We start from the raw sequence: 12975 nt of genomic DNA on the forward strand, positions 1-12975 counted from the left end.
TCCTCCACCGTTCGCGCCCCCACGCGCATCATGCGTTCGCACCTCGTGTCACTCGGGCTCGGTACGCGAAGCACGCGTAGCGTTCGCCGGTTGTATTCCGAGCCCGTGTCGAAGCCGTTCGCTGATTGAAACGCACGCCACCACGGCGACGGTCGCCATCACCAGGCTGGTCACCGCGACCAATGCCGTCGACAACGGAACCGTCGTCAACACCGCGCTGGTCAATATGACGCCCGTCGCATTGGCCGTGCGCAGCCACGCAAACACCTCCGCCCTGCGCTGCGGCGGCGCCAATGCGTCCAGGGCGAGCGAATAATGCGTGCCCAACGGCGCGACGACGGAACCGATCAGCACGGCGCCCAGCACCGTAGTCCAGGCCGATATGCCGAGCGCCGTCAGCAACGAACCCGTCATCATCACCGACAATTGCACGACGACCGTATTCCGCGTCGACATGCGGTTCCGAATGCTGACCCATACCCCGCCCGCCACTGACGCGATACAAAGCGGGACGGTAAAAAACACCGCAAACGCCGGCTGGTGGCCGAATCTCAATGCAAGCGCCACGGCACCGATTTCGACCGCGGCCACGGCCGACGCTCCCGCTGTCGAGCAGATGAGCCATAACGCGATCGACATCGTCAGCACGTTGCCTCTCGTCGCGGCGTTCGCGCTTCGCGCATGATGGAGACCCGTGTCGGGGATCATCAACGCCGGTATCGCCCCCAACATCGCGATCACCACGATCGCGAACGACGGCGACACGAGGCCGAGGCCTGACGCAGCAACCGGCGCCAATCCGAACGTCACTTCATTGAGCGTGGCCGCGATACCCAATGCTCGCGGAAGCTTGATCGACGGTCCCAGTTGATTGAGCACCACACGCACGTAGCCGTGCGCCGCACCGTTGACCAGCCCGGCGCACGCTGCGAGACCGATGGCCACCGAAAATGGAACGCGACACCACGCGCCGACTGCAATCGACAGCAACGCGAGCGAGCGGGCGCCGACCAGGACTCTGAGAAACGCCGCGGCCGGCCGTTGCGCACCGAACCGTGTGAGAGGAATGACGCCTGCGACTTGAGCGAGCGTCATCGCAAGGATCATCGCCGCGCCGCCGCTCGCCTTTCCGGTCATGCTCAGTGCGAGCAACGAAAAGGCGATGGGGCCCGCGGCTTGCGGAACGTTCAGCGTGGCGGACGAGATGACCCAGCGAACGAGCATCCAGCGGCTTCTCGCCGGGTCGGGCGATACGGAAGCCGTGTCCTTCGGTGCGCTGTCGGTGCGATCAATCATCGTGGAACGGGATCAAGTGGTGTACCGGCTACCGCGCTTGCGAAGCGACGCCGCTTCTCCACGCGTCGCCACGTTGGCGCTCGGTTGGTCGAACAGTCTTGCGGAACGATTCGCAGCGCGCGTTACGCCCGCCGCTCATCCGGTGCGACGGAGTCGGCATGGTCTCGCGTGCGTGATCGACGAGCGTGGGCAAATTCCGCTATGGCGCCGGGCAAGCGCTTACCCATGCCGCAACGCTTGTTGAACAAGTGCAAGCAGCCAGATCACAAGCCAGATTCGCACAAGATACATCCATAAACGGTGCTTCACATTCGGAGCACAAATCCAGGCCGTGCGCACCCACGCGGCGATCAATACCATCTGCGCACCGGGCAGCAGCATTATGTAGAAATTCGGCGTCTGCAGGCGAACGACGTATCTGACACAGACGTTAATCAACATCATGGCCGCTCCAGTGGGAATACCCAGTCCCCACCAGACCTCAGAGAGCCTCGGTTCCGGCCAATGCATTCTCCAGCATTGAAATCTCCACGACAGCAATTACTGACTCACCCGCGCTGCGTGTTGCATCGCCTCCGCTAACAAATTTCGGCCGGCCGATCCATATGCCTGACGGCGCAGCGCACGAGCGTTGATTGACTGTTACACGCGCCCTTAGAACTGCGCGGTAAGCTGAAATCCGAGTGTGACGCGCGCGGTCTCAAATCCGGAAGGTTTATACACGGGGGTGCCCGCGAAAAGATCGTAGCCGTATCCGCCGAACCGAGTCGTGACACTGCCCTTGACGCCAATCACTGCACCGGCGAGCTGCGTGCCAACCAAGGCAACCGGCTCTGGCCCCCAGACCCGACCGTAGTCGAGACCAGCATAGGCCGATAGCCCGGTCTGTGCGATGGGAACCTGCAATTCGTTGCGCCAGTAGAATCCACGCGATCCCGCCAGTAGCGTTTCACCGTCGAATCCCCGCACGGTATAACGACTGCCGATCGTGACGCTATCGAGGTATGAAACCGTATTGCCGGTGTACTGACCATGAAACGTCGTCACATATTTGAACGGCCGTGTACCGATGACGAACGGTGTCGACAGATTCGCATCGAGCACGACCATCTTGAACCTGTAAGTCTGTCCACCCTCTGCCGCGAACATGCTGTCGGTTGAACCAAGCCATCCGAGCCCTTGGCGATAGGCAAGCGAACCGTCGAATTGCGACGAGCCGAAATAGTGCCGGTCGTTCAGCCCGAATTCGAGAAAGGTCGCGTTCTGGTGCGACGACGGTATCGTCGTACCTTCGATGTAGCTGTCGCCGAAGCGGCGCGTTAGGCGAACCTGCGCACCGAACACATCATTTCGGCTGCGTGACAACACGCGGTTGAGCTTGAAGTCGACCGTCTTCATGTTGCCGCTGGCAACGAACGTCTGGTTCACGGCGGCGAGCGGTTGAAAGTACGTGCTGGTATAGGCCGACAGGGTGCCGGTCCAGTAGCCCCAAGGAATCGAGTAGAACGCGTTCCAGCCGTGCGAACCGACGCGCTTGTCGCCGAATTCCAGGTCCTGGTTGAAACCGACGTTGAAGATGTCGTTCAGGCCCAGCGGGTTGTCTATGCCAAGCGATACGTTGCCTTGCAGTTTGCCGGTCGCGCGCGTGCCCGAATTGTCGATGGACGCAACAACGGTCCATGGCTTACCGCGCCTCACGTCGAGCACGACATCACTTTCGCCAGGCATGTCGCCCGGTGCGATCCGCATCGACACATCCTGGCTTGAAACGCGTTTCATCTGCTCAAGCCCTTGTTCGATGTCGCGCAGGTTCAACACTTCGCCGTCGCGAGTCGGGAATGCGGTCTTCCACGTGCCGCGCAACTTCTCGTCGGCGAAACGCACGTGGCGGATCACGCCCGGAATCAGGGCGAGCTTCAATGTGCCGGTGGACAAATCTTGCTCAGGCACGAGCACGCGGGTCGTAATGTCGCCGCGTGCGAGGATGGCTTGCGATAGTCCCTTTACGATCAGGTCGACGCCTTGCTTACCTACGCATTGGCCGGCGTAGTGCGCAAGCCAGTCGCGCGCAAAGGCGAAGCGGTCCATCGGCAAGGCTGCCGCGCCTTGCGCCTTTGATGCGGCCGGTAGCGAGTCGGGCACGTCGAGCGCGAAATGATCGATTCGAAAGCACGGTGTTTCGGTCGGCAATACCGGATAGGCTTCCGGGCGCGGCACGTCCGAGCGCACGCCCGGCGCTTGCACGGTGGCGTCGCGCTGCTGGGCGTCACGGCGCTGTTGCGCCTGCTGATTCTGCTCGGCGTTCGCGCGAGCAGCTGCTGCCTGGTCGCTCAGAGACGGCGCCTGTTGTGCTTGTGCAGCAAGCGTGATCAGAGTAGTGATTGGCAAAACCGCCAGCCGTCTGGTCTTTTTCATTTAATTATGTTTTGAATTGGCGGGAATAGACAACAAACATCCCCGTTATCGATACAACACTGATCATCAATCCGCATCGGCGCCTCACCATGACTGAGGTTTAAATCAATTCCCCGAAACTCCGAGCCGCGCATCCTGCCGCAACTTCTCAACCAATTGATTCCATACATTCTCGTATAGGGAAAAGAATTCCGCAGCCTGAGAAGCGGCTCTAGCCCGCATCACAACCGTCAGAAAAATCGACAGCCCCTTAGAGTTCAACGATTCCGTTGAGATAAAGCTCCCCCTCTTCCATAGGATGGTAAACGTCATCCTTAATCCACATGTCGGACGAGTGAAATTGATCACCGATTCGATTGACCAAATAATCGAACTGACTCGTAGTCACAGGGACGCGCACTTCTTTAGAAATAACTATCGATCCCGCCATTTTCCTGCTCACCCGACTGAACAAAATACTCACCAGAGAGCCAAGCCCAGCATTTCCAGTACTAAATATTAAGATTGATGCCACATTCCCCAATCTCTCAAGTACGCTTTTGACGTGCTCCCTAGTTGCACATCCATACGCGCCAGAAGGGCATAATGCCCACGAGCTTGCGTATACGGAGACTCCAGCAGGCCCGTTGCAAAGAATGTCTTCAGATCAACGCTCTCCGACCTCATACCACGCTCGATAGTATCGAAGATATAGGTACGATCCTCGAGGGAATATTCATCGAATCTTTCGGCCACCCTCTTTCCTAACTTCCCGAAGAGAAGTGTGGGTGGAATATCCTCTCCCCAGTCCTCAACAGCTTCATCTCTAGCCAATCGAATAGATTCTATTTTCATCGAATCGGCAACAAAATCTTTCCATGCAATCATCGCTTTTGCCACAACGACACCGAGCTTAGAGGCGCGCAGTAGCCTTTGCGCCTTCCGTGCCCCATCCACCACCATTGGCTTCGACATGCCCGCAACAAGATCGTCGGCAACCTTCGGAGCGGTCGCATATTAGACAAGACGTTCGAAATTCTGCTGCTGTTTCAGCAACCGGCCATCGCTTGCTCGGGAGTACTATCGGTCCTGATAATCTTCAAACTCCCATGCGCCCATTCGACTCAACTTGGTCGCGATCGTAGCCCAATCGTCGCCGTGGCAAGTTGCGACGTAGCGTTCAATGAACGCTTTGATGGCATCGTAATCGTAGGCTTCGACAATCAGCATGTGCCTCCCCCACATTGCCCCCTTGATAGCACATTGTGATTTAAGCCACTCTGGTGTGCAGACCTCGATGTCGAATGCCTCCGAACCTGCCTCGCCTTGCGGACCGATATAGGCTCGAATCCAAGTACCGAAGTTCGATACATCATCCGGCAGGTAGTTAATCAGCGTGTCTTCCAGCTGCAAGGAATGCAGCGATTTGATTTCGGCTTTCATGGTGTGATATTCAAGTGTCCGTTGCTAATGGGCCTACTACCAGGCGTGAGCTTCGATTCGAAATTAGCCTGCACGCCGATTGCAGGTTCGCGCTGTTGGCGAACATGCCCGGCAACGTGAACGTCAGATCACGACCGATGTTGAATTGTGTCTGCGGCGAGGTCGTGAAGTCGCCCTGCAGGTTGATCGTCGCATCGCGCGCCGCGCTGTATGCGCCGCCGCCGAGCAGCGTGGAAGCCGCTACCGACAGGTCACGCGTTGAGGTGATCGACCCGTTGGTATTCGTCACCGCGCCCGACATCGCGACGTTCACGTCGCCCGTGGCGTTCGCGACGTTGCCGACCTGTCCTCCGGAGTTGTCCAGCGTATTGCCTTGAATCAGCAGGTTCGCGCCCATCAACTGGCCGCCCTGCGTGTTCGAGATCGAAGCCGCACCGATTGTCACGTCGCCCTGACCGGTCATCTGCCCCATGCCGTCGACACCGCCCGCGTGACTGTTCACGATCTGGCTGACGCCTTGAACATTCATCTTGCCGGTGCCGAAGTCGTGCACCGCGCCATCGGTGTTGTCGATCGACGCGGCCTGAATCGACAGCGTGCTCATATCGCCTGCCGTGCCCGCCTCGATGTGCCCTTGCTGGTTCGACAGCGCCCCGTTGCTGACGATCGACAGCGCCGCGTTCGAGCGCATCAGCCCCTGAGCGTTGTTCATCGCCCCGGCGATCGTGGCTGCGAGCCCCAGTTTCGCAGCGATGACGCCGCTACCATTGTCCACACTGCCGGCCTTCACGATGGCCTGTCCGTTGGAGCCGATCGTGCCGCCGATATTTCTCAAGTACCCCGCACCGTTGCCGGGCATGAGCGTCAGCGTGCCGGTGCCGCCGTGCGTGATGGTGCCCTTCGAGTTGTCCAGAACGGCCGGCGCGAGCGTCAGGTCCGTGCTGTTCGTCTGGATGACGCCGCCGTTCGAATTGTCGAGCGTGCCAGAGACGGCGAGTGTGGTCGGGCCGCTCTGCCATTGCGAAATGTGGCCGCTCTGGTTTTTCAGGTTCGCGGCCGTCAACGCAAGCTGATTGGCTTCGATGTCGCCGTTCTGGCTATTGTCGATCGAGCCGGCGACAGTGGCCGTCAGCGTGGGGGAGACGATCTTGCCGTTCAGATTCGAGAGCGAGGCGCTTTGAATCGTCGTCGCTGCCGTCTTTGAGCCGAGTTCACCGCCGTCGTTGACCAGTGCGCCACCTGCGGTCACGTCGACGTTGGCGTTCGACGTGAGCTTGCCGCCCAGATTCGTAACCGAGTCGGCGGCGTTGACGCTCAGGCCAGTTTGGCCGGACGCGGAACCGGCCGAGTTGTCGATCGTCTTGCCTTGCAGGACGGTTCGGCCGTTGCTGGCGATGGAGCCCGCTTTGTTGCTGACGGAGCCTGAAGCGTTGCCAACCGTCAGCATGCCCGTGCCGACGTGTGTGATCGTACCGCCGTTGTCGTTGATCAGCGCCGCAGGCGTGAGCGACAAGTCCGTGCTGCGCGACTGGATCAGACCGTTGTTCGAGTTGTCCAGCGTGTCGGTGATCGCGACCGTCATCGGGCCGGTGCCGGTCTGCGTGACCGTACCGCCATGGTTCAGCAGCGTCGAACCGTTCAGCGAGACCGACACCGCATTGACCGTGCCTTGGGAGTTGTCCAGCGTCGCGCCGTTCAACACGGCGCTTTGCCCCTCAACCCGGCCGCCAGCATTCGAAAAATGATTGCCGGCGTCGACGGTGGTGGTCTGTCCGGCGTGCAGCGCGCCATTACCGTTGTCGACGCTCTGGCCAATCACGTGCAGGTTCGCGTCGGCCGACATCGAGCCGCTGTTCGTGACCGTGTTCCCCTGTACGGTCACGTCGCCCTTGCCGCCGATGACGCCGCCCGGATCGCCGCTCACGTTCGCGCCGGCCGCGTTCGTGAGTGCGCCGGTTGCAGTCACCGACAGGCCGTCTGCGTTCAGGGAAATCAGCCGGCCTGCCGAATTGTCGACCGATGCGCCAGCAATCGTTTGCTTGCCCGCGCTTTGAATCAGCCCTGCATTGTTCTGGATCGCACTCCCGCGAATGTCGGCCGTGCTCTGTGAACTGAGCATGCCGTTTTGGTTCGACACGGTGCCGGCCATCTGCACCGACAGTGGACCTTGCGAATTGGCGCGGCCACCCTGATTCGACAGGTTGCCGCCGCCAAGCGTCATACCCGCGCCGCTGGACAGATTGCCCCGGTCATTGATGACCGTGCCACTCGCCTGTGCGCTCACGGCGCCCTTGGCGCTGGCGGTCGAGCCAGTCAGGTTCACATCGCCCGCCGTCGCGGTCAGCGCGAGGTTGCCGTTGGCGGCCGTTGCGCTGTTCGACAGATCGACGCCGCTACCGGTGAAGGTCGCGTTGCCAGCCGCGCTGTTGGTCCCCGTCGCGGTCAACTGGCCGCTGCTCGTGACGTTCAGATCGCCGCTCGTGCCGACCGTGCTGTCGACGTTGATGCCTGCGCCGAGCGTGCCCGTCGAGTTGAGACTGCCTACGTTAGCGGTCAGGTTTTGTTGGGCGGTCAGCGCGCCGCTGTTGGTCAGATCAGCAGCGCCAGTGTTGACCGTGACCGATTGCTTGCCATACGTGACGCCGCTGTTCTGAATGCCACCCGAGGCCGACAGCGACATGTTGCCGGCCGCATTGGTGTGGCCCGAGAGCACGAGACGACCGTTTGCCTGCAGCGTCAAATCACCCGCCTGTGCCGCGATGTCGCCCGCGTTCGCAACACCGACTCCATTCTCGGAACTAACGAGAAACACCCTGTTCGCGTACATACCACCGAGCTGGCTAACATCGATCGCGATGGTGGGCGCGGGGCCGTTGCCCGCGACCGGTGTGGCGTTCAGGCTGTTGTAGTCGATCCGGTTCGATCCGGCGACCACATTCAGCGTCTTCGCGTAAGCCTTGGCATTAATTTGTACGGCACGGGCCAACAAATCCACCTGATCGACATTGGCCGTGTCGAGTCCCGCGCCGACAACCGAAATCAGGCCCTGGTTGACGTTGAAACTCGCGAGCGAGCCGTCAGGCCCGAAGTTCGGATTGCCGGTTGTCAGCGTGGCTCTGCTCGTATTGATGAAGCCACCGCCATCGACGACCAAACCGGCTTGATTCGCGATCACGAGTTGCGCGGCTGCGCCCCCGATCTCGACTTTGCCGCGAATAAAGCTCGGGTTGTTGCTGTTGACTTGATTGACGATCAGACGCGCCGCGTCGCCGGCCTGGAAATTCGGGTTGCCGCCGATAATGCCGCCCAGTTGAGTCCGGACGTTAATCGGTGAGTTATTGAGAATAATCCCGGGCTTGGGTACGTCGAACTGGTTGTAAGTGTTCATCGACACGCCCGACGAGCCGGGGCGGTTGATGTTCACCTGTTGAAGTCCGTTCTGTGTCTGGATCACGGACGGGGCGTGCGCGCCGCCCGCAACAACCTGCGCATTGGCCCATATCGGCATCACACCGGCCGCAACGGGTACGGCGAGTGCCACATGACGAAGCGTGAAGCTTGCGAATGCGTACGGCGACGGAACGGCGAAACCGATTTCGCCCCGCCCTGCGTTGCCTGACGCACTGGAGGTTTCCTCCACCGCAACCAACATACCGCGCACGCGGCTGAATACCAGCCGGTAATTGTTTTTATTCGTGATTTTGGTCTACTCGCGATTCGCCCGATCCGCTCTCCCGGGTCTCGAACATCGCACGAAATCTAATAGAACAGCGTCAACAAGTGTCAAGCGTTGCCGAGAAGCGACGAATTGTGACGTGCGAAGGCTTCCCCGCCGCACAACCGGACAGGAGTATGCCGATCGGCAATCTCGCTATTCGAAGCATCGATGGTATTCGCCCCGCGACAATCGGCCGAATATTACCTCATCCGTCATCTCGAAATTCGCCGGCACAATTTCGAGATCAAATTCGCGCGAGGCCCGTGATCGACCGAAATTTCCATCGAAATTACATTCAAAATAGGTCAGCTATCAGACGCGTCTGAAACATCCTCCGTACGACAGCAATTCATTCGTCTCACACTTGCTTACTGCATCGCGCGTGCCGACGACAGCCGTAGTTATTCGTTCAAACATACGCATCATCAAACATCCGCATCCGGAATCCTCGCGGACTGAATCACGACAAGCGTATCCCCCGCCTCGATCCGGCACGGCGGATCCTCATAGAACGAATGAATCTTTCCGCAGCGATCGAGCCCGACGACGATCGCCCCCGGCACGACGTTCGTCATGCAGCCGATTTCGTGCGGCAGCGCCTCGCGCTCCAGCAGCGTCGCGCGTCCGCGCGTCGACAGCATGTCGTTGACGAACGGCACGATGTAGCGACTATGCACCGCATCGGCCAGCAGCAGCGCGCCGATCTTCGTCGACGACACGATCACGTCCGCGCCCGCCTGGCGCAACTGCCGCTGATACAGGTTCTCCTGGATCCGCACGACGATTTTCGTGTCGGGCGCGATGCTGCGCACCGACAGCGTCAGCAGGATCGCGGTCGGATCGTCGGTCACCGAAATGATCACGGCCTTTGCGGCGCGCACCTGCGCCTGCTGCAGCAGATCCTCGTGCGCGGGATCGCCGAGCAGCCCGGTCACGCCGAGCGACGTCGCGGCTTCGAGCGCCTGCTGCTGCGCATCGATCACGATGATCGTCGACGGATCGACACCGCTCTCGAGCAGCTCGCGCACGGCGATCGACCCCGACAGCCCGTAGCCGCACACGACGATGTGATCGGACAGTTGCTTCTGCAGGCGTTTCATGCGGAATTCCTCGATGACGCGCTGGATCACGAACTGATACGCCGTGCCCAGGAAGATGAACCAGATGCCGATGCGGATCGGCACGATGAAGAAGGCATCGATCAGGCGCGCCCGCGCGGTAACGGGCACGATGTCGCCGTAGCCGACCGTCGCGACCGTAACCATCGTGAAGTACACGAGATCGGCGACGCTCATCGGCGTGCTCTTGGTCGAATCGCGCAGGCCGTCGCGGTCGAGATACAACACCAGAAACGCGAGCATGCACAGCAGCACGACTACGCCGAGGCGAAACAACAACGTGCGCCGCGGCGACGTCGCGGGCCGTGTGAACAGCGTGCGTGCACGCGGCGCCTGCCAAGGATCGCGCGCACGGCGTAGACGTAAGCGCAACGAGCGGCGCTTGGCGGAAGGCGTGGCCAACGGAAATTCTCCTGACGAATGCGGGCTCGATTCTACGGCGCGAACACAGCCGCGCGTGCGCTACAGCATGCTGCGCGGCCGCACCATCGTCCCGTCGACGAAACGCCGCGCGCGGAACGCCGACAGATCGAGCGACGGCGCGCCCGTATCGACCCATTCGGCCAGCAACCGGCCGACGATCGGCCCCATCGCGAACCCGTGTCCGCAGAATCCGGTCGCGATCGCGAGCCCGGATGGCGTGCCGGGCGCGTCGATCACCGGGATCCCGTCGGGCAGCACGTCGATCAGGCCCGCCCACGCCTCGACGATCTGCGCGTCCTTCAGTGTGGGAAAAATCGCCTTGAGCTTCGCGAGCGCCCGCGGCGCATGCGCCCGATTCGGCTGCGGCTGCGGATCGCGCGGCTCGATCGGCCCGATGCCGCCGCCGATGCGCATGCACGCATCGCGCCACGCGGCCCCATTCAGACGCAGGCGGAATTTTTCGCGCTGCGACCAGAACTCCGGCCAGAACAGGCTCAGGCCGCGCAAATGGCCGAGCGTCAGCTCGACGTCGACTTGCATGTCGTCCGCGAGATTGATCGCGCCGTTCTTGCGTTGACGGATCCCGAGGCCGTGCCCCCAGATCGTCGCCGCCGACACTTCGGGCAGCACGTTGGTACGCATGCAGGTGCCGCGCACCGCCTGTTGCGGCAACCGGATGCCGACGCCGTCGAGCAGCCGGAAGCTCGTCGCGCCGGCCGCACAGATCACGCGTCGCGTGCGGATGGTGCCGCGTTCGGTCACGACGCCGGCGACCGCACCGCCGGCCGTTTCGATCGCGGTCACGCCGCAGCCTTCGAAGAAACGTGCGCCCGCTTCGACCGCGCGGGCGGCGAACGCAGCGGCCACACGACGCGGCTCGGCCTGCCCGTCGGTCGCGGTATACAGCCCGCCGAACGTGCGCGCACTCGTGGACAAGCCGCGCACGCGCTCGTCGATCTCGGCGCGCGACAGCGTACGCGTATCGAGGCCGTGCTCGCGCGCGACGGCGAGCCACGCCTGGAACGACGCCCAGTCGTCTTCGTTGTCCGCCATGTAGAGGCAGCCGCCCTGCCGCCATTCGAGATCGAAGCCGAGCGCCTGCTCGAGCCCTTCCCAGATCCGCATGCCTGCCATCATCAACGGCACTTCGGCGGATTCGCGGCCCTGCTGGCGCACGAAGCCCCATGCGCGCGTGGACTGCTGGCCGGCAATGCGCGACTTGTCGAGGACGACGGCTTTCAGGCCGCGCAGGCCGAGATAGTACGCGGCTGCGCAGCCCATGATGCCGGCGCCGGCGATCACGATGTCGGCTTCGGCCGGGAACGCCGTACCGGCGTCGGTCAATGCATGATGCAGCGGATAAGTTGTCGTCATTGTTCTCTGTTGGCGTCGCGATACGTCGGGCGCCGCCGTCGGCGTGCGCGATGACGGGCGCCCGATCTGGGCTGTCAGGTTCCGGATACGGCCGAATGGGAACGGAAACGGGCGCGGCACGGCGCCGCAACCGGCCAATCGTGCGTCGCGGCCGTCCCCATTTTTTCGGCTTGACGGCGCTATGTTACCGCGCGATAAACTGTATATCCATACAGTGCCTGCGCAGCAAAAATGATTCTCCCCCCATTCGATCCTCCGAAGCTGAACGACCTCACCGAATGGTGGACGAAGTGCACCTATGCAGACGTGCAGCGGCTGATCCTCGAAGTGCAGCACCTGCGACTGACGCTGTGGGAATTGCGTGCGCACGTCGCCGATGCTGCGCGGCGAATCCGCGTGCTCGATCCGGACATGCTCGCGCATGGTTCCGCGCTTCGGCGGCTCAGCTACCTGCTCGAAAAGGAAATCGAACGCGCCAATCCGATCGGCCGCCCGCGCGACGTCTATGCGCCGTTTTCTGACGAATGGCGCGCGCGCAACGCACTGCGCTGCGAATTGCGCGCCCAGCCCGATCCGGCCTGCGCGGGCACGCTGCCGGGCACGATTCCGGAATTTCAACGCGTGACCTGGGCGGAGCTTCGCGATCGCTGGCGTCACTTGAGCGACAGGCAATCGAACCGGCAGAGCATCGAACAGCGCATGGTGCTCGAGATCGTGCGTCAGCGATCGGTGATCCTCGCGCGAGCGAGGAAGCTCGTCGACGCCGCGATCGCCGAAGCGGCGGCCGACGGCAACCAGCTGTTCGCGCTCGATCAGCTGAAGCGTCTGCTGTCCGTCGAGCGTGAGGACGGCGAACCCTTTACGTACAAGCCCGCGTAACGCGAGCGAGTCCGCCGCGACGAATGAATGGTCTCGGTAATGCGAGCGTAATACTTCGGTATCCAATTCAATTGCCGCTTCTGGTCCATACCAAAAACGGACAAGCCTTCAGTGCGCCATCGCACATTGCGCGCGTCATTACAACGTCACCTGCGCGGGCATACCATCGATATCGTTTTACTCGTCAAGCATTGCTTTTCATTGTGCCGGGAACAAATCGTGCTCAATAAGCACAAGCGGCTGGAACCAATTTTTTCCTTTGACGAATTAAATGTTACCGGCCAATATTCGCGTCGATCTGTCGTTAGTACTTCTCAAAACACGAAAAAA

At 61.3% G+C, this 12975-nt stretch carries 8 protein-coding genes and 2 pseudogenes; 1 reads left to right on the top strand and 9 read right to left on the bottom strand.

The genetic code is table 11. From position 1 onward, the window contains the following. Positions 1 to 48 precede the first annotated feature (48 nt). The 9 genes and pseudogenes from WK25_RS25525 to WK25_RS25565 form a co-directional block, all read right to left on the bottom strand. On the bottom strand, positions 49 to 1296 hold the full coding sequence (locus WK25_RS25525) for an MFS transporter (protein WP_174554699.1): 1248 nt from the start codon (positions 1294 to 1296) through the stop codon (positions 49 to 51). A gap of 219 nt (positions 1297 to 1515) precedes the next feature. Beyond that, positions 1516 to 1740 (bottom strand): hypothetical protein, encoded by a 225-nt coding sequence (locus tag WK25_RS25530; protein WP_059547261.1) that lies wholly within the window; start codon positions 1738 to 1740, stop codon positions 1516 to 1518. A 210-nt stretch (positions 1741 to 1950) separates the two neighbouring features. Continuing rightward, positions 1951 to 3711: a ShlB/FhaC/HecB family hemolysin secretion/activation protein gene (locus tag WK25_RS25535; RefSeq protein WP_069243092.1), complete on the bottom strand. Its 1761-nt coding sequence runs from the start codon at positions 3709 to 3711 to the stop codon at positions 1951 to 1953. A 105-nt stretch (positions 3712 to 3816) separates the two neighbouring features. Further along, a pseudogene (locus tag WK25_RS32300) lies at positions 3817 to 4141 on the bottom strand (hypothetical protein). A gap of 68 nt (positions 4142 to 4209) precedes the next feature. Then, complete coding sequence (locus WK25_RS25545) at positions 4210 to 4665, bottom strand: hypothetical protein (RefSeq protein ID WP_156789099.1); 456 nt, start codon at positions 4663 to 4665, stop codon at positions 4210 to 4212. 105 nt (positions 4666 to 4770) lie between these two features. Further along, positions 4771 to 5133, bottom strand: coding sequence for an immunity 8 family protein (locus WK25_RS25550; RefSeq protein WP_040140142.1), 363 nt, complete (start codon positions 5131 to 5133; stop codon positions 4771 to 4773). Positions 5134 to 5158: 25 nt separating this feature from the next. Next, positions 5159 to 8833 (bottom strand): annotated as a pseudogene (locus tag WK25_RS25555) (filamentous hemagglutinin N-terminal domain-containing protein); the annotation flags it as partial. A 443-nt stretch (positions 8834 to 9276) separates the two neighbouring features. Then, positions 9277 to 10371, bottom strand: a complete 1095-nt coding sequence (locus WK25_RS25560; RefSeq protein ID WP_040140144.1) for a potassium channel family protein — start codon at positions 10369 to 10371, stop codon at positions 9277 to 9279. A 60-nt stretch (positions 10372 to 10431) separates the two neighbouring features. Beyond that, positions 10432 to 11766 carry an NAD(P)/FAD-dependent oxidoreductase gene (locus WK25_RS25565; protein WP_069243095.1) on the bottom strand — a complete coding sequence of 445 codons (1335 nt, stop codon included), beginning with the start codon at positions 11764 to 11766 and terminating at the stop codon, positions 10432 to 10434. A gap of 231 nt (positions 11767 to 11997) precedes the next feature. On the opposite strand from WK25_RS25565, the gene WK25_RS25570 reads away from it, so the two are divergent. Next, a complete protein-coding gene (locus WK25_RS25570) occupies positions 11998 to 12645 on the top strand; it encodes a hypothetical protein (RefSeq protein WP_059547269.1) in 648 nt (215 codons plus the stop codon). Positions 12646 to 12975: the final 330 nt, after the last annotated feature.

The organism is Burkholderia latens (genome assembly GCF_001718795.1).
GTDB classification, from domain to species: domain Bacteria; phylum Pseudomonadota; class Gammaproteobacteria; order Burkholderiales; family Burkholderiaceae; genus Burkholderia; species Burkholderia latens_A.

Bases quoted from the DNA above. Each gene is read 5' to 3' on its own strand.
- WK25_RS25525 (WP_174554699.1), bottom strand. From the start codon at position 1,296: ATGATTGATCGCACCGACAGCGCACCGAAGGACACGGCTTCCGTATCG.
- WK25_RS25530 (WP_059547261.1), bottom strand. From the start codon at position 1,740: ATGATGTTGATTAACGTCTGTGTCAGATACGTCGTTCGCCTGCAGACG.
- WK25_RS25535 (WP_069243092.1), bottom strand. From the start codon at position 3,711: ATGAAAAAGACCAGACGGCTGGCGGTTTTGCCAATCACTACTCTGATC.
- WK25_RS25545 (WP_156789099.1), bottom strand. From the start codon at position 4,665: ATGTCGAAGCCAATGGTGGTGGATGGGGCACGGAAGGCGCAAAGGCTA.
- WK25_RS25550 (WP_040140142.1), bottom strand. From the start codon at position 5,133: ATGAAAGCCGAAATCAAATCGCTGCATTCCTTGCAGCTGGAAGACACG.
- WK25_RS25565 (WP_069243095.1), bottom strand. From the start codon at position 11,766: ATGACGACAACTTATCCGCTGCATCATGCATTGACCGACGCCGGTACG.
- WK25_RS25570 (WP_059547269.1), top strand. From the start codon at position 11,998: ATGATTCTCCCCCCATTCGATCCTCCGAAGCTGAACGACCTCACCGAA.